This is a genomic window from Stutzerimonas stutzeri (genome assembly GCF_013522825.1).
GTDB classification, from domain to species: domain Bacteria; phylum Pseudomonadota; class Gammaproteobacteria; order Pseudomonadales; family Pseudomonadaceae; genus Stutzerimonas; species Stutzerimonas stutzeri_AK.
Genome location: NZ_JAAMQZ010000017.1, coordinates 1 through 16,386, shown reverse-complemented (window position 1 = coordinate 16,386; position 16,386 = coordinate 1). Strand labels below are relative to the sequence as shown.

Here is a 16,386-nt window from a genome sequence, read left to right as displayed (position 1 = left end):
GCTGATGCTCGTAGGTTTATATCCTCTGAGGAAAAGAAGGGCGGGGTGTCATGCAGGTAAAGCGTTGGGGGCAGCTTGATGCGCTTCGTCAACAACTTGGAGAAAGTCGCTGGTTACTTTGCGTGGATCTGGAAGCGACTTGCGATGACTACCCTGCCGGCCTAAACGAGGCGGCCCGGAACGCTCACGTATTGGAGGTCCAGCGCGACGAGATGGAGACGATCGAAATTGGCATCGCGCTGTTGGATGTTCAGTCGGAGTACAGGGTTGTCGATCATTTCGGACAGTTTGTCCGGCCGCTACTTCGCCCCACGCTAACTGAGTTTTGCACGGGGCTGACCGGCATATCTCAATCTGACATCGATACTGCAAAGCGTTTCGCGGAGGTACAAGATCAGCTTGGTGACTGGCTGAGGCCGCGAAATACAGAAGGCTGGCGCTGGTGCTCTTGGGGCGATTACGACCGAAACCAGCTGAAGGAGGACGCTTTCAGAGCAGGGGTAGATGTATTGCTGGATCCGGCGCGTCATATCAATCTAAAGAAGTGCTTTTGGAAGATTTTCGCTTGCCGTGCGCTAGGGCTGAAGTGTGCAGTGGAAAGCATAGGCCTTTCCTGGGAGGGTGAGCATCACAGGGCCATCGACGATGCGCGTAATCTGGCACGGTTAGCGCAGTTACTGCTCAGCGCGAGGCAGCCGACATAGTAGGGCGGACGGCGCTGAGCCTGCTCATCAATTCAACCCCGTGGCCGCCCGGCTCGCATCGAGCCGCCATCTCACCAGTGCATACGGAACACATCTGGATAACATCATAAAGAGATTCAACACGTAGCTTGGCGCGAGGTATTGGCTGATGCACCCGAATTGCCGATACTGCTAAATGGCCAGCATGCTTGTATAGGGAGTCGAAGCGATGGCAGGGAAGCGTAAGCGCAGCAGCAAGTCTGGTGTATCTGGAGCGATGGTTCTGTGTGCCCTAGTGATTGGGGGGCTTGCTTCCGTTCCCAAGGGTGTTTGGGTTTTCTTGGGCGGAGCACTCATTGTCGGCATAGGCGGGTGGCTAGTAATAAAGGCCTTCAGCAAACCGTCAGTCATGTCTTCGGCGACAACTATGCGGCCACCCCAAGGGGGAGCTCGTTCAAGTTCCTCGGACCTCGGCATAAGCACCGGCCTGACGTTTTCATTGGATGAGGTCTCGCCACTAAGTGAGCCCTCTGCTCCTGCGCAAGTCTCGGCGTCGCCCCGGCAGGTTTCGGCAAAGCGAGACGTCTCTGGCTTTTTTACCGTAACTTTGGAGGCCACTGAGCGGCCTTCCCACCGAATTCCGAGCGCGCCGGCGAACCTGAATAGTGCCAACGTGCGGTGGCTTTCTGCTGGCGAAACCATCGAAGTGGCGGGCGAAAATATCCCAATTGGTCTGATCTACGTCGGCGAAGATAAAAACAGGCGCAATGGACCTTCGGAACCGTCACTGATCAACCCGAAACTGAAGGTCGCACGGGGCATCGTCGATATATCTGAGCGTCTCACCTCTTACTGGCCCAGTTACGACAGCATCTCTCCTGAGGCCCGCCGCGCATATTTGCAATGGCTATCCAGTGGTCGAAAGGCTCCGCATGCCAACATCGGCTACGTGTTCCTATTCTTCTACGGTCTTGAGCGTAGGGTTTTTGTCGACGCCAAGACGGATCAGGCTGCCGCGGCCGACATACCTATCATAATTGCCGAGGTGGAGCGGCTGCTCTCGATCTATGGCAAGAATAACTCCTTCAATAACTACGCCAGTCGCTTCGTAGACTTCCTCCGCCAAGGCCAAATACTCGCCAGGCGCTATCAAAAGGCGCCGCCGGCACCGTTACCTTACGGCTACGAAATGCCTGTAGAGCTGCGTATTGGCCTGGGTCAGTTGGCGGCTGACAAGCAACCAATGCCGGCTGACTGGGCGTTGGCCTGGGTGCTGTCTGATCACAACATCGGGAAGCGGACACCCGTAACCCGCTGTAAAGAAGCGTTCGCCCAGTTGTTCTGCATGCGCTACGAGGAACGTTATGGCGCCGGTATGGTGCTCCCTCAGAACAAGACCCGTCTGAGACTCCAATACAACACCGCTTCTGCGGGTCTACCACCCCAAGAGCTGGATGGCCTATCCGGTATCCCTGATGTCACTGCGACTAGCGCAGCTCGGAAGAAGCTGCAGCAGTTGGTTGACGAATGCACGGTGCAGTTGGAGCCCTACAGTCGTTATCTCGGCCGCAACCCCGGCACTCCTGATGCACTAGAAGGGCTGTTACAGCTGCCCGTAAACCTGTGGCCGCCAGCAGCTCGAACAGCGCTCGCCGAGCTAAAGCAACGCATCGGTGACGGCATGGTGGTCATGAGCTTCGGTGAGCTGGCAGGGCGACTGCAGAGTGCAGGTAGCCTGTCGCGAGACAAGGTTCTGACGCTCGCCCGCGCTCTGGAGTCTTTACACATCGGTATCGAGCCGGATGTGCTGACAGGCAGCCGAACACCCAAGGCAGAGGACAATGTGGCGCTCTTTGCGACCCAGGCTGAAGATGGTGATCTGCGTTCTTCGCCGGCTTATAGCGCCGCCTCTGTTACGTTGGACCTTGCTTGTGCTGTGGCGGCGGCCGATGGTGACACGTCGCCGCAGGAAATTATGCTGCTATCCCAGCATATCGACTCCTGGAGTCACCTGAGCGGTGCTCATCGGAAACGCCTGAAGGCCCACCTGCGTCTGCAGCTTAACCAGCCACCAACCCTGCAAAGCCTGAAGAAGAAACTGGAGCCCCTGGCCGAGCCGGCGAAGAGGGTTGTGGCGGCTTTTCTCGCTCACTTGGCGCAGGTCGACGGCGAGGTTAGCCCCGCAGAGGTGAAGTTGCTGGAGCGCGTCTACAAGACCCTGCAGCTGGATCCGCAATCGCTGTACAGCGACCTTCATGTGGCCGCTAGTGGCAGCCCCGTAGGCTCATCGCAGACAACGCCTTCCATACCCGGAGCAACTCCGTCCAAGCCCGTTGGCGGATTTGCTCTGGACAAGGAGCGCATCGCTCAGTTGCAGCGTGAAACGGAACAGGTATCTGCGCTGCTGGCTCAGGTTTTCGTTGACGACAAGACTGCTGAGCCAGATGACGTAGTTGTGGAAGAGACTGTTGAGGATACTTCCTCCGTTTGTGGCTTAGACGCCGATCACTCAGCCTTCCTGCGTGTACTCGTATCCCGTACCGAGTGGTCTCGTGACGAGTTGGGGGCCGTAGCAAGCGATATGGAACTCATGCTCGACGGAGCATTGGAGCAGATCAACGACATGGCATTTGAGCATTTCGATATGCCAGTCACCGAAGGGGAAGACCCCTTCGAAGTCAACCCTGACATTATGGACAAACTACCGCTATGAGCAGCATCAGAGCCAAGGACCGCGATGCGGTCATCCAGTCCCTGCGCGCCGGCGTCGTTCCCCGTGCAGGCCAGCACCTGATTCAAGTGGGGCGTGTCGGGGAGCTGGAAGCACTCATCCGTGATGTGGAGCGCCTCGCGGAAAGCGGTTCCGCGTTCCGCGTAGTGATCGGTGAGTATGGTGCAGGCAAGACATTCTTCCTCAACCTGGTTCGCTCTATCGCGATGGAGCGCAAGCTCGTCACCATGCATGCCGATCTGAACCCGGATCGTCGTCTCCATGCTACTGGTGGCCAGGCTCGCTCGCTGTATGCCGAATTGGCCAAGAATATGTCCACCCGAACTAAGCCTGATGGCGGCGCTCTGCAAGGAATAGTCGAGAAATTCGTGGCACAGGCCAAAACGGAAGCCAAAGCGTCCGGCAAAGACAGCGAGGCTGTGATTCGCGAGCATCTAGACCAACTGACAGAGATGGTCAACGGCTATGACTTTGCTGATGTAATCGCGGCCTATTGCAGAGGCTTCGAAGAGGGTAACGAGCAGCTCAAGGCTGATGCTATCCGCTGGTTGCGTGGCGAGTTCACTACCAAGACAGATGCCCGCACCGCACTGGGGGTGCGAACCATCGTCGACGATGGTTCGGTCTACGATCAGCTCAAGCTGCTTGCGCGATTTGTTCGGTTGGCCGGCTTTAGCGGGCTGATGGTATGTCTCGATGAGCTGGTGAACCTGTACAAACTTTCCAACACCCAAGCTCGTAACGCTAACTACGAGCAGATTCTTCGTATCCTCAATGACTCCCTGCAGGGCTCTGCTGAGGGGCTTGGTTTTGTGCTGGGCGGTACACCCGAATTTCTCATGGATACGCGCCGCGGCCTCTACAGCTATCCGGCGCTGCAGTCGCGTCTGGCTGAAAATAACTTCGCCAAGTCCGGGCTGGTAGATCTGTCCGGCCCTGTCATACGCCTCACTAGTCTGACACCTGAGGATTTCTACGTGCTGCTGCAGAAACTGCGTCATGTATACGCGGCAGGCGTGAGCGAGCGCTATTTGCTACCCGACGAAGCATTGCCGCTGTTTATGGCCCACTGCAACCAGCGGATGGGTGAGGCCTACTTCCGTACCCCGCGGACGACCATTACCGCATTCATCAGCCTGCTAGCGGTGTTGGAGCAGAATCCTGACGCTGATTGGCGGACCCTGTTGGGTGCCGTGGAGATTGCACCGGATCGAGGCGGTGAGGCCGATATCCAAGTGGATGCGGACGATGAGCTTGCCACCTTCCAGCTCTGAATCGGTTGGCTTCGAACTCCTTGAACCGCGAATCCAGCGCTGGATATGGACCGAGGGCTGGACCTCCCTGCGGGACGCCCAGGAGCGTGCTATCCCTGCGCTCTTGGGGGCCGACCAGGATGTCATCATCGCGGCGGCTACAGCTGCAGGCAAAACCGAAGCCGCGTTTCTGCCCATCCTTACCAATCTCTTGCAGGACACGGAAAAGCCTGGGGCGGTGCTTTACATCAGCCCGCTGAAGGCTCTCATCAATGACCAGTGGGATCGTTTGGCGAGGCTTTGCGATGAGCTTGAGCTTCCTGTCATTGCTTGGCATGGGGATATCTCAGCGAGCCGCAAACATCGCTTCCTCAAGTCCCCAGAAGGCATTCTGCTGATCACGCCGGAGTCGCTCGAAGCTCTGTTCGTGAACAAGGGAACCAGCCTAGCGGGATTGTTTGCCAACCTGCGGTACCTGGTGGTGGATGAGCTCCATGCCTTTATCGGTAGTGAGCGAGGCAAGCAGCTGCAGTCACTCATGCATCGTGTTGAAACAATCATTGATCGCCCCCTGCCCAGGGTTGGTCTTTCCGCCACGTTGGGCGACATGACGCTGGCTGCTGCCTTCTTACGTCCCAATGCCCCTCATCATGTGTCGGTGATCGAATCCAAGGGTAGTGGCCAGATACTTAAGGTTCAGATCAGAGGGTATGTGGAGTCCAAGAAGGCGCTCCCGGTACAGCCTGAAGGTGACGATGTTTTTTCTCCGGACCATGCCATCGCAGAGCATCTCTTTCAGGTGCTACGGGGCAGCAATAACCTGATCTTCCCCAACAGTCGAACTCAGGTTGAGTGGTTCGCTGACAATCTGCGGCGCCGTTGCGAGCAGGATGGTGTACCGAACGAGTTCTGGCCGCATCACGGCAGTTTGGCGAAGGACATTCGAGAGGAAACCGAGAAAGCGCTGAAAGCCGGTGACCGGCCTGCCACCGCAGTCTGCACTACCACGCTGGAGCTTGGGGTCGATATCGGCAGCATCAAGACGGTAGTGCAGATCGGGGCTCCGCCATCGGTAGCTAGCTTGCGTCAACGCTTGGGGCGATCCGGACGCCGTCCGGGAGAGGCAGCCATTCTCCGAAGTTACTGCAAGGAGCGTCAGCTAGACGATGGCTCGCCCCTGTCAGATCGACTTCGCCAGGGTTTGCTGCAAAGCATCGCGATGATCCGGTTGTTGATGCAGGGCTGGTTCGAGCCTCCTCGTGTTCATGGCCTTCATTTATCGACGCTGGTACAGCAGTGCCTCTCGGTGATAGCCCAGCGGGGTGGAGCTACAGCTGCAGAGCTGTGGAGCACCTTGATACGCAGTGGTCCGTTCACTGGGGTGGAGCAGGGCAGCTTCCTCAGTTTGCTTCGTGCCCTCGGTGAGCGCGATTTGATAACCCAGGAAACATCGGGGCTCCTGCTACCCGGCGTAGTGGGGGAACGCCTGATCAACCACTACGACTTCTACAGTGCATTTGTCAGTAATGAAGAGTTCCGCCTGGTATGCGATGGCAAACCACTTGGCGCATTGCCCGTCTCCAGGCCATTGACCGTCGATCAGCGAATCATCTTTGCTGGGCGCCGCTGGCGGGTAACGAGCGTGGACACTGAGGCCAGGGTCGTTGTCGTGAGATCCGATCCCGGTGGTGCTCCCCCGTCCTTTGACGGGCTTGGAGCCCGTGTACATGATCGGGTTCGGCAAGAGATGAGGAGCGTCTTGTTGGAGGCGGACGTCTACCCCTATCTTGATACTACGGCACAAGAGCTACTAGCTCAGGCACGTAGCGCTTTTTCGGACCTTGGACTGGCACATTCGAGCATGACCGAAAGCGGAGGTAAGACTTACCTTTTCAGCTGGCGAGGCGATTGGACAAACGATGCCCTAGCCATCTTGTTGACGCACACCGGACTAGCCAGTGAGAACAGCGGGTTGGTCATCGAGGTTGAGGGAGATCGGACGTCGCTTGAAAGCAAGCTGCGTGAGATCGCCGAGTGGGACGGTATTGATGAATCCGCTGTTCTGGCGGACGTACAGAACATGGCTCAAGAAAAATGGGATTGGGTGCTTCCGCCAGCATTACTCATGCAGTCTTACGCCACGATGCATTTGGACTTGGGTGGAGCAAAGGCCTTGGCATTGGCTCTAGTGAGCCAGCCTGCGGAGACGGCCTGATATCTAGCTTATTCGTGTGGTGCCTGCTTTGTTGAAAGCCGACTTTGGTTCATCTGGTCAAGATGGACCGCGGTCTGGCTTCGGCCCAAAGCTGCCTGAGCTGATACGGCGGGCTTTTCCAAGGGCCGGGCGGTTTGATCTGACGCTGTTGTTTATGAAAAAGTTGATTCCAGCGGCTGTGATGTCTAGGCGACCAGCGAATCCGTTGCACACGAGTTCTGTAGGAAAACAATGCTTCGTATTGCTCTGGCAATGCGATTGCATTACCATGCGGGCGTCAAACCCGATCCGCAGGAGACTGCCATGGCCGCCACCTTCGAAGTCGAATCCACCCTTACCGATCGCTACCAGACCACGGTGCCGGAAACCGTCCGTCGTGCTCTCAAGCTGGGCAAGCGCGACAAGATTCACTACACCATTCGCCCCAGCGGAGAAGTGGTGCTAACGCGCGTCGAAGCATCCGACAGCGACGACCCAGTGCTCGGTCAGTTCCTCGGCTTTCTGGCTGCTGACATCACACGCCATCCCGAGCGGCTGCAATCTGTGGATGTTGGGCTCGTCCAACGGCTCCAATCATTGGTAGCCGGCGTCGATGTCGATCTCGATAATGTCCTGTCGGCGGATGATGAATGAGCGCAGGAAAGCCCGAGCCTTTTGTCATTCATGGCTGGACGGTTTTTGCTCATCCACTTTTCATCGCACAGATGGAAGCGCTGGCGCTGCAAGTCGAGACCTTTAAGCAAAAAGACCCCGTCGGGTATGTGAAGAAGAATGCCAGTAAACGACTGGCTGCGGTCATCAAGCTGGCGTTTGATGTCATCCCACAAGATCCGACTCGACCGGAATACCGCCAGGGCGGGACGCTCGGTGACGATCACAAGCACTGGTTTCGCGCTAAGTTCTTTCAGCAGTACCGACTATTTTTTCGCTACCACGCCCCGAGCAAGGTGATCGTCTTCGCTTGGGTGAATGACGAAGACACAAAACGCGCCTATCAAAGTAGCGACGATGCCTATCGGGTGTTTCGAAAAATGCTGGAAAGCGGGCACCCGCCTGACGACTGGGATCGGCTCTTGGCTGAGGCGCAAACAGAATTGCTGCGGATGCAGGAATCATTGGCTAGGGCGACAACGGTGTAGTGAGAGCTGTTTTTCCATGGAAACACGATGCGCCATAAGGCACGCTCTTCGCCATCTCAAGGATGAGATGAAGCGCTTCCTCCGCTACGTTCCCTGTGATCGCTATCTCTATACTTTGCGTGTGGTTTATACGCTAGCGGTATTGCGATCTCCGAATGTTGCACTACGGTTCGTCTGCTGTAGATGAACCATAATCCATGCGCTTTTGTTGGTGCAATCTTTAAGCGTGCGTCGGTTGCCGGGCATTAGTAAATGAAAGGCTACCGAGACAGTAAAGGTTTGAAGTGAGCAGCCTTCAAGTTAATCAGGCGAGCTACAATAAAGCCAACGTCTAACCGAGTCGCATTGAAGCCAATTTAGTCAGTAAACGTCTTTATCTATAGCGCGCCTCGGTTGCATGCGGCTTTTGATTAGGAATGCAATGGCGGGACATTAGCGCTTGCACGCTTACCGTGGCACATTGAAATCCAAAATATCCAGTTGCTCGGTCAGCCAGCGATATGCCTGATATGTGCTATTAAATTTACGAACTAGGGTGCGTACACCTTTATCTATGTTACAGTCGCGGAGCGTGAGGCCAAGACCTTCTTCGTCGATTTCGTAGGTCTTTGCTTTCATATCGCCGAGCTGCATCGCAAGCAGCCTAACGTCATCGAGTGAGTGAATGGGGGCGATGCTGTGCTTGCGCACGTAGGAGCGTACCTTCTCTGAAAGCTCATTGAAGTCATCTGCATTAATGCGGTGGACTATATCATCTGAATCTGGGATTTGCTCCGGATAGTCATCATCAAGTGATACGCAGTGTTCCACACCGTGAATGCTTGCTACTAGGTATTGACCGCCGACTTCGTCGCGCTCGCGGTTAAGAATTAGGATAGACATGTTTTTTCCTCAGGTTGTTGTTCTGTTCATTATTCTAAGTTGCTCCGCTTAAAAAAGGCAATAGGCTATACTGTATTTTTATACAGTCCATGGTTAACGCCCCGGAGGCCGTTCGGCTGGCTATCTAGTGAGTGTCCGGCCCAAAACCCATAATTTAACAGTGGCATAAGCAGTATGTCGTGGGCAGTGGTGTCTCGGTAAGCGATTGCGCCAGTCCGTCGCCGCCCCAGGCTGTGAGCGCAATTTAAAATTACTCTACTTGGTTCTCGCATTTTAAAATGTGAATCGGCTGAAAGAGTGGAAGCACCTGCTCATACCCAGCGCTGTTCAGTTGGTCTATGTGCTGCTCCCGGCGGGTCGTCTTGTGGGGTCAGGTAACATGGTGCGTCCTTGGCCAACGAACCAAAGTCCGGAATGCAATATAGAAAGAATAGAATTTTTGCATTTTTGCAATATTTGGCTTTTGGGGTTATATAAAAAATAATGTTCTGGCTGTTGTTTTTTTGTTTTCGTATTTGCAATAATTGATTGTGTGGCATGTGTCACGCAAATAATAATAAGAAGAGTAGTATGAATGCAGAGACTCAAAGCGCCTACATTAGTTTGGCCAGTAATTTCTATGCGACTCGAATGCAGGGCGTTGAGCTTGATGAGCTCAATATTATTGGTGCTTTGCTACGGGCGGCCCCTGATTACCGCCCGGATTATTACCGGCGCCTACGTAACGCTTTGGCGTTTGATCAAAAGCGTCGAGGAAATTTCTGGGCTGCCCAAGAAATCAATCGGACGCTCAATCCGGTCACTGTGTTAAATCTGCCGCGAAAGAAAAAGCAGCGACGTCCGCAGAAGCTTTCTACCGCTGATTTCGAGGCGTGGCTACGGTGTCTGGCTGAACGAGATATGCCTGTCGAAGCGGGAGCTTTAATGGTGATATCTCTTACCGGAGCGCGACCATGCGAGCTTAACGGCATTTCCATCGATGGCCGGCGCGTCCATATATCCGGTGCAAAGCTTAGCCACAACGGTTTACGCGGCGCTAGCCGAGCGCTCGAGGCTGACGATGGTGTCTGTAACATCTTGAGAGATGCTCTCGCTGCTTTCAAATGTCAGCCGCGCAGTATGGATTCAATACGCGTTGCGCTTCACCAAGTCGCTACTGAGCTATTCGGTAGGAGGAAGGTGCCGAGCATGTACACGCTTCGTCACCAGTTCGGAGCAAATTTGAAAGCTTCAGGCATGTCTGCGGTTGAGATGGCGTATGTCATGGGTCACCAGGCGACCGATTCGATTAGCCGGTACGGCGATAAACGAACCGGACGAGCAGAGGCTGTTAAGGTGAAGCCCGCAAGCGATGCTGATTTCTCAAAGGTGAGAGATACAGTGCCCACGCGAATGCGTGCGGTTGAGCTGGCCCTTAGTGTTAAGCGAGACAGAGAGCGTAGGTCTGAAATAGCCGACGGCTGAGGTACCTCCTGTTGGTTTGACCGTTCAGATGCAGCTCGGCTGATGGCCTGTGAGGCAATAGGAGTGGTCTTGTAGCTACCTATAGTTTGAGCGCTTTGCCGCGCTCACGCCGGAATTCTTGCGTACCTGTTGGGTGGCTGGGCTACGAAAGTGGAGGCCCACGGGCAGCTTCCGGCCAATAGCTGCCTGTTTGTAACGGGAGCAAGCTTCCGGAATGGGATGCCTGAAAGCGTATGCTTACGCACTCGCATTGTAGGTACTACGACATGCCCTCAATTCATACCCTGAACGCTCGCGGCAACGTTCTGCTCCCTGTAATGCGTGAGTGCTTTTCCCTCAGCGATGCACGTACCTTTGCTGAAATACAGAATTTTCATGGTGAGTGCGTCAGCATCCTTAAAGCCAAGGGCATCGACTACGCCTTGCTCAGGACAGCCCTGACCCCGCAACCAACAAAGCACGAGGCGGCGTTCCTTTTCGATACGGATCTTTGTGCCCGTAGCTTCGCGCCTGGAGTGGAGTGCGCCGAAGCGCTATTTAGCGCGCTGGATGCCCAAACGACACACAGCATCCTGGGTGGAGAGCTTTTCGGCTCGAGCGATAAGCTTGCGCGCAAGCTGCTGGATCCCGCAGTGGTCAGCACAAAACCGAGTTTTCATCTGCCCGATACGTGCTTCGTCCTGTACGTGAACAACCTGTCCGCAGGTGCTATTGCTGCTGTCGACTCCAAACTCCAGCAGCTTCCTGCCTACGTAGGCTACTTGCCGTGCACTTACTCAAGCGCAGCCAAAACCTTCACCTCGCTGAACCTGATGAATTATCTGATCAAGCATGGCGGCACAGTCATCATGGGGCACGAAGATGATCGACCGAACACGCAGGATTTCAACCTCCACCAGCATGACTACGTGACACAGGGTTTCCGACTCAGGAGCATTCAGTCGATCTACTTCGGCACATTCCTCTCATACAAGCCTGAACGCCTGCTGCTCGGTCTCATCGACGACGACCTGGAGATCGCGGTCAGGGCCATGTCGCCTGCTGTAGCACCGCTGGCAGAGTTCACGGTCCTCATTGAGGATGCCAAGTTCGAAAAGTACCTTCAGACCACGAAGTTAGGAAAACTGCAAAAGGCCGGCCTGGCAGAACTGACCAAGGCCGAGCTTGAGACCGCAATCCGAGGCAAGCTGCGGATGAACTACCTGTACAACCTCGAGTGGGTTAGCCAACCGACCCACCAGCTCAGCAAATTCAACATCCTGCTTGAGTTCCCGCGAGTTGGCGGCCACCCGGAACGTGTAGTAGTGGCCCTGGAGTACCGCCCGGTCGACCGCATCCTTCGCCTTGTCACCATTACCTGACTACCCCAAGCCTTCAGAACATGGCCTGACCACTACACATTGTTCCTTTCAATGTCGGGTGTCTTATGCTGCGAGTAGAGAGTAAAAAGGCGAATAGCACCACCAAGGACGAGCTGTCGCGACTGTGACATGAGTAGAGTCCCCAGTTTCATATACGAAGTTATGGAGAACGTTGCTCGGTGAAAATCAGAAAAATTTCGATCAAGAACTTTCGCGGGGTGAAAGAGCTTGACTGGGCCCTTCCTGCATCCGACATCTTCTGCCTCATAGGGAAGGGTGACTCCTCCAAGTCGACGATCTTGGAGGCAATCCGATTTACATTCTACCCGCAGTGGAATCTCACGCTCAGCGATTCAGACTTCTATCAATGCAAGGTCGAGAACACCATCACCTTAGAAGTCACGATTGGCAATCTGGCTGAAGAGTTCTGCTCACTACACAAGTACGGCCCCTACCTCCGGGGCTGGGACGCGGCAGCTCGGGCTCTCACGGACGAGCCGGACGACCATCTGGAGAATGTTTTGACCGTACGGCTCACGGTCGAAAAGGACCTGGAACCGAAGTGGATCGTGGTCTGCGATCGCAACCCCGAGGGGACACCATTCAAGCAAGCTGACAGAAACAAAGTCAGTGTGGGCCTCATCGGCGCGTACAGTGAGAAACAACTGTCCTGGGCGAATGGAACCGCGCTGGCCAAGATCACGGAAGCACAGAGCCTGAATGAGCTGCTGGCGAATGTCTCCAGAAACGCCAGGACATCGCTGGACAGTGATCGTGATGTCAATCTTGCGAACTTCGATGCTGCGGCGGCGAAATCACAAGATATGGCCAAGCTGCTCGGCGTACCTGTGGTGGATGCCTACAAAGCTCACCTTGACCTGAGCTCCATAAATCTGAAAGTGGGCGGGCTGTCGCTGCACGACGGCGACATGCCACTACGTCAGCTGGGCCTTGGATCGCGCCGCATGCTTCTGTGTGGCATTCAGACTGTGGGGCTAGAAGAAGGCCACATCACCTTGTTTGATGAGGTGGAGTTTGGCCTGGAGCCACACCGGATCACTCGCCTCATCAAGCATGTGAGAGATGACAAACGAGGGCAGTACTTCCTCACAACACACTCTCCAGTCGTGCTGCGCGAACTCACCGTGAATGAGCTTCACATAGTTCACAACACCGACGGTGTGGTTCAGATCATTTCCGCTGCCAAAGAAGGCCTCGAGGATCACGAGGTTCAGGGGAAGATTCGATCAAGCACCGAAGCATTTCTGGCAAAGAAGGTGGTGGTTTGCGAAGGCGCAACAGAGGTCGGCTTCCTGAGAGGCTTTGACGATTTCCAGATGGAGAGAAAGAAGGATCCATTTTCCTTCCACGGTGTTGCGCTGCTAGATGCAAAGGGAGGCAGCAAGGTAAAGGCACTTGCGAAGGCGTTCAAATCGCTTGGCTATGACGTGACGGTGCTCGCTGATGGCGACGCCGAAGATCAGTTCTCTCCAAAGGATGAGAAAGAGCTAGCGGATCTGAACATCCCAGTTGTGATGTGGAGCGACAAGCTTTCACTGGAGGAGCGGGCCTTTCAGGATCTTCCGTGGCCAAGCGTGCTAGCTAGTTTAAAGCTCGCTCAAGACGAACTGAAATTTCCGGTGTACGACCATGTGCGTTGTAGGTTCTTGGCAGGAGATTTAGAAAAGGACACTGGCACCTGGAAAGACAGTCCTGAGCTGCGTACTGCCATAGGTGTCGCGGCGAAGAAGTCCAGCTGGTTCAAGGATACCACCAGAGGTGACTTATGGTTTAAGGCGGTAAACCAAGCCTTCCTCGACGCTAATTTTGCCAAAAAGAACCTTGCACTTGAACTCGGCAAGCTTTGGGCATGGGCAGAATATGTCTGAGGAGCTAGCAACCAAGCTGAGCAACTGCCCAAACCGGGGGTACGTTATCGCACCTGCTGGATACGGCAAGACGCACCTCATTGCGTTGGCAGTGCGGGCCGCTGGCGGCCGGCAACTGATCCTGACTCACACCTTTGCGGGCGTGAACTCGATAAAAACCAAGATGACGTCTCTAGGCGTTCCTGCCTTCAAATATCAGGTGGATACGATTGCAAGCTGGGCTCTACGACTTTGCTTGGCCTACCCCAAAAGCTCCGGCTGGGCGACTGAAAATCCGACCAGCAAGCAGTGGAGCGAGCTCTATGAAAGTTGCTTGGGATTGCTAAAGAAGCAGTTCATTCGCCATGTCGTATCGGCCACTTACACGGGAGTCTATGTAGACGAGTACCAAGACTGCTCCGATTCGCAGCACTCGCTGGTCTGCGCCTTAGCAGATTTCTTTCCCTGCCGGATCCTGGGCGATCCCCTGCAGGCCATCTTTGACTTTGAAGAGGGTAAGCCTGTGGACTGGAACGCAAGCGTGTATCCCACCTTCGACTGCCTGGGCGAGCTAGAGACCCCTTGGCGTTGGAAGAAGGCTGAAGCTCATGAGCTGGGCGCCTGGCTGAAGGAGGCGCGGAAGAAGATTGAGGCAGGGCAGAAAATTGATCTGGTTGGTGGACTGCCACGCGGCGTGATTCGAGTTGAAACCGATCCCGCGTTCCTGGAGGCAAAACAGTACTCATCGCTCTACGGCCAGCTAGGTCACAACGAGAGCGTGATTGCTCTGCATGGTGGGGATCCCAAGTCCAAGAGCAAGACCCACCTTTTAGCCCGAAGCATGGCAGGTCGATTTTCTTCTATCGAGGAAGTTGAAGGCAAAGACCTTCACATATTCATCAAGAAGCTCGGAGCCGCGAAGACTGCCCAAGCAGGATTTCTTCTCGCCTTGGATTTTGCGAAGAAGTGTTTTACTGGCGTGACCAAGGCTTTGACTGCTGGAACCCAAAGAGGCGAGGTGGCGAAACTTAGTAAAACCACAAAGTACCCCTTGATCCTGCATGCGGCGAATGACTACCTCAACAACCCATCGAGCAGTCACCTCAAGTCGTTTTTTCTGGCGTTGAAGTCAAATCCAGAAACGTCGCCCTATCGCCGTGACCTCCTTTATCGCTTACTCAACGTGCTGAAGCTACACATCGATGGAGAAGGAGCAACTCTCTTAGAGGCCGCAAACCTGTACCAGCGCGAGATGAGGCATACGGGGCGGCCTCTCAGCCACAGGAAGCTCATTGGGACAACGCTGCTTGTCAAAGGCCTGGAATACGACCATGCCGTCGTCCTTGATGCAGACTCGCTTGACGCTAAGCATCTGTATGTCGCGATGACGCGTGGGTCGAAGTCCCTCACCATCATCGGTACGGGTAGATACATTCCAGCAAAATGATCTGATGCCATAGGCCCATAGGGCCAGGACCTTCGAGGCGCCTGTGAGCCCCTTTCAGTCTTGAGCAAATCAGTTCGCTTTTGGCCGGTAGCTGCTGCTTACGGATATCCGCTTCCCCTTGTCGGTCCATAGGACGTTCAGAGTAGCAGTTAGCCACGCACCTGTTAGTATTTTCTGCAGGACATGTCATGCTCACGGAGAGACGCGATGTCAAGTCCAGAGAAAACAAGAACTCTGTCGGTACGCCTTATGCGAGAAGAGCGGGGGCTTGATGCCGCTCTGAAGATTGCCTACATGCCTGACGGTGGAAAGGGTGCGTTGCGGCAGTACGCTTGGATAGGGATCGAGGAGGCTGTGCTCTTTGTTGGCCAGCTCTATACGAATCCGCCTTCCTGGCTTCCATTTGTGGCGGAGCATATGGATGGCAACGCGGATCAGATCATCTCGAGTGGCGCAGGTGCGCTCCTGATACTTCCTGTGCGAGATCGCCTTATGGCGATCTGCTTTGGCCACATCCACCTTGCGCTAGATGACGACGCATTTGAGCGCCACTTCGGCCTGAAGGTAACGCTCAATTCGGTACCCCGGGATGGGATTCGAACGCTGGATTTGGCTACTCCCGACGCGGTGACCTTTCAAAAACGAGTACAGGCTAGCCGCGATAGTGACATCCAGGATTTCGGCGTCGATATGCTCCGTGACTTGGCGCGCGTCGCCGGCGGTACGCCTCTCAATTCCGACTTTGCAAAATTCCTAGCCGGGCGGGACAGTCTTTCGATCACATGCCGAGTTGGTTCCGACGATCTGTTAGATAAGTGTGAAGAGATCCTTGATGCGTACGGCGCCGATACGTACAAGGAGGATTATGCGTGGGTCGACAACATGCAGACTGTCAGGGACAAAGACACGATTCAGGCCCTGGATGATCGCTTGTTTGAGGCCTTGCAGACCCTGCGTGCTGGTGGTGAGAGCGACCTTCACATGGCGCCACCTGAGGTACTGAACTACGAGGAAGGCTGCCTGCTCCACTACAATGGCTTCGGCGGTGGTGGCACTCAGTTTCATAGCCTTTCCATCGAAGACTACGTAGAAGAGCTCAATCGCTGCGATTTTGAAGGCGATGTCAATGAGGTGCGCGAAAAGCACTACATCCGGGCCAAGACCGCCTCTTCTGAGGTCTTCAACACCCAGTGGAAGGTCTATCAGTGCTTTACGTTGCGGATTCCACGGTCATCTGGCCACCCATTCCATGAGCATCTGACCACCGATTCCACGCTGATCCGGCCACCCATTCCACGCGCATCCGGCCACTGATTCCACGGCCATCCGGCCACTCAACCGGG

Annotated in this window: 12 protein-coding genes; 11 read left to right on the top strand and 1 reads right to left on the bottom strand. The window is 55.1% G+C overall.

Annotation, left to right across the window (positions count from 1 at the left end; genetic code table 11):
- Nucleotides 1-50: 50 nt before the first annotated feature.
- From G7020_RS12300 to G7020_RS12275, 6 genes are all read left to right on the top strand, one after another.
- Nucleotides 51-704, top strand: a complete 654-nt coding sequence (locus G7020_RS12300) for a 3'-5' exonuclease (RefSeq protein WP_181084796.1) — start codon at nucleotides 51-53, stop codon at nucleotides 702-704.
- 208 nt (nucleotides 705-912) lie between these two features.
- Nucleotides 913-3,396 (top strand): TerB N-terminal domain-containing protein, encoded by a 2,484-nt coding sequence (locus tag G7020_RS12295; RefSeq protein WP_181084794.1) that lies wholly within the window; start codon nucleotides 913-915, stop codon nucleotides 3,394-3,396.
- Nucleotides 3,393-4,688: an ATP-binding protein gene (locus G7020_RS12290; protein ID WP_181084792.1), complete on the top strand. Its 1,296-nt coding sequence runs from the start codon at nucleotides 3,393-3,395 to the stop codon at nucleotides 4,686-4,688. The genes G7020_RS12295 and G7020_RS12290 overlap by 4 nt, the downstream gene beginning before the upstream one ends.
- Complete coding sequence (locus G7020_RS12285) at nucleotides 4,663-6,882, top strand: DEAD/DEAH box helicase (protein ID WP_181084790.1); 2,220 nt, start codon at nucleotides 4,663-4,665, stop codon at nucleotides 6,880-6,882. The genes G7020_RS12290 and G7020_RS12285 overlap by 26 nt, the downstream gene beginning before the upstream one ends.
- Nucleotides 6,883-7,185: 303 nt before the next feature.
- Entirely contained in the window at nucleotides 7,186-7,515 is a 330-nt protein-coding gene (locus tag G7020_RS12280; protein ID WP_058076952.1) for a type II toxin-antitoxin system PrlF family antitoxin, read from the top strand.
- Nucleotides 7,512-8,021, top strand: a complete 510-nt coding sequence (locus G7020_RS12275; protein ID WP_058076943.1) for a type II toxin-antitoxin system YhaV family toxin — start codon at nucleotides 7,512-7,514, stop codon at nucleotides 8,019-8,021. The genes G7020_RS12280 and G7020_RS12275 overlap by 4 nt, the downstream gene beginning before the upstream one ends.
- Before the next feature lie 447 nt (nucleotides 8,022-8,468).
- Here G7020_RS12275 and G7020_RS12270 read toward each other — a convergent pair whose 3' ends face one another.
- Nucleotides 8,469-8,903 carry a hypothetical protein gene (locus G7020_RS12270; RefSeq protein WP_181084788.1) on the bottom strand — a complete coding sequence of 145 codons (435 nt, stop codon included), beginning with the start codon at nucleotides 8,901-8,903 and terminating at the stop codon, nucleotides 8,469-8,471.
- A gap of 570 nt (nucleotides 8,904-9,473) precedes the next feature.
- On the opposite strand from G7020_RS12270, the gene G7020_RS12265 reads away from it, so the two are divergent.
- From G7020_RS12265 to G7020_RS12245, 5 genes are all read left to right on the top strand, one after another.
- A complete protein-coding gene (locus G7020_RS12265; protein ID WP_096269046.1) occupies nucleotides 9,474-10,367 on the top strand; it encodes a site-specific integrase in 894 nt (297 codons plus the stop codon).
- Nucleotides 10,368-10,633: 266 nt separating this feature from the next.
- Nucleotides 10,634-11,728: a hypothetical protein gene (locus tag G7020_RS12260; RefSeq protein WP_181084786.1), complete on the top strand. Its 1,095-nt coding sequence runs from the start codon at nucleotides 10,634-10,636 to the stop codon at nucleotides 11,726-11,728.
- 179 nt (nucleotides 11,729-11,907) lie between these two features.
- Entirely contained in the window at nucleotides 11,908-13,617 is a 1,710-nt protein-coding gene (locus tag G7020_RS24290) for an AAA family ATPase (protein ID WP_181084784.1), read from the top strand.
- Nucleotides 13,610-15,043: a UvrD-helicase domain-containing protein gene (locus G7020_RS12250; protein ID WP_181084782.1), complete on the top strand. Its 1,434-nt coding sequence runs from the start codon at nucleotides 13,610-13,612 to the stop codon at nucleotides 15,041-15,043. Before G7020_RS24290 ends, G7020_RS12250 begins: the two co-directional genes overlap by 8 nt.
- Before the next feature lie 207 nt (nucleotides 15,044-15,250).
- On the top strand, nucleotides 15,251-16,357 hold the full coding sequence (locus G7020_RS12245; RefSeq protein ID WP_181084780.1) for a DUF6119 family protein: 1,107 nt from the start codon (nucleotides 15,251-15,253) through the stop codon (nucleotides 16,355-16,357).
- The last annotated feature ends 29 nt before the right edge of the window (nucleotides 16,358-16,386 follow it).

Bases quoted from the DNA above. Each gene is read 5' to 3' on its own strand.
- G7020_RS12300 (WP_181084796.1), top strand. From the start codon at position 51: ATGCAGGTAAAGCGTTGGGGGCAGCTTGATGCGCTTCGTCAACAACTT.
- G7020_RS12295 (WP_181084794.1), top strand. From the start codon at position 913: ATGGCAGGGAAGCGTAAGCGCAGCAGCAAGTCTGGTGTATCTGGAGCG.
- G7020_RS12290 (WP_181084792.1), top strand. From the start codon at position 3,393: ATGAGCAGCATCAGAGCCAAGGACCGCGATGCGGTCATCCAGTCCCTG.
- G7020_RS12285 (WP_181084790.1), top strand. From the start codon at position 4,663: ATGAGCTTGCCACCTTCCAGCTCTGAATCGGTTGGCTTCGAACTCCTT.
- G7020_RS12280 (WP_058076952.1), top strand. From the start codon at position 7,186: ATGGCCGCCACCTTCGAAGTCGAATCCACCCTTACCGATCGCTACCAG.
- G7020_RS12275 (WP_058076943.1), top strand. From the start codon at position 7,512: ATGAGCGCAGGAAAGCCCGAGCCTTTTGTCATTCATGGCTGGACGGTT.
- G7020_RS12270 (WP_181084788.1), bottom strand. From the start codon at position 8,903: ATGTCTATCCTAATTCTTAACCGCGAGCGCGACGAAGTCGGCGGTCAA.
- G7020_RS12265 (WP_096269046.1), top strand. From the start codon at position 9,474: ATGAATGCAGAGACTCAAAGCGCCTACATTAGTTTGGCCAGTAATTTC.
- G7020_RS12260 (WP_181084786.1), top strand. From the start codon at position 10,634: ATGCCCTCAATTCATACCCTGAACGCTCGCGGCAACGTTCTGCTCCCT.
- G7020_RS12250 (WP_181084782.1), top strand. From the start codon at position 13,610: ATGTCTGAGGAGCTAGCAACCAAGCTGAGCAACTGCCCAAACCGGGGG.
- G7020_RS12245 (WP_181084780.1), top strand. From the start codon at position 15,251: ATGTCAAGTCCAGAGAAAACAAGAACTCTGTCGGTACGCCTTATGCGA.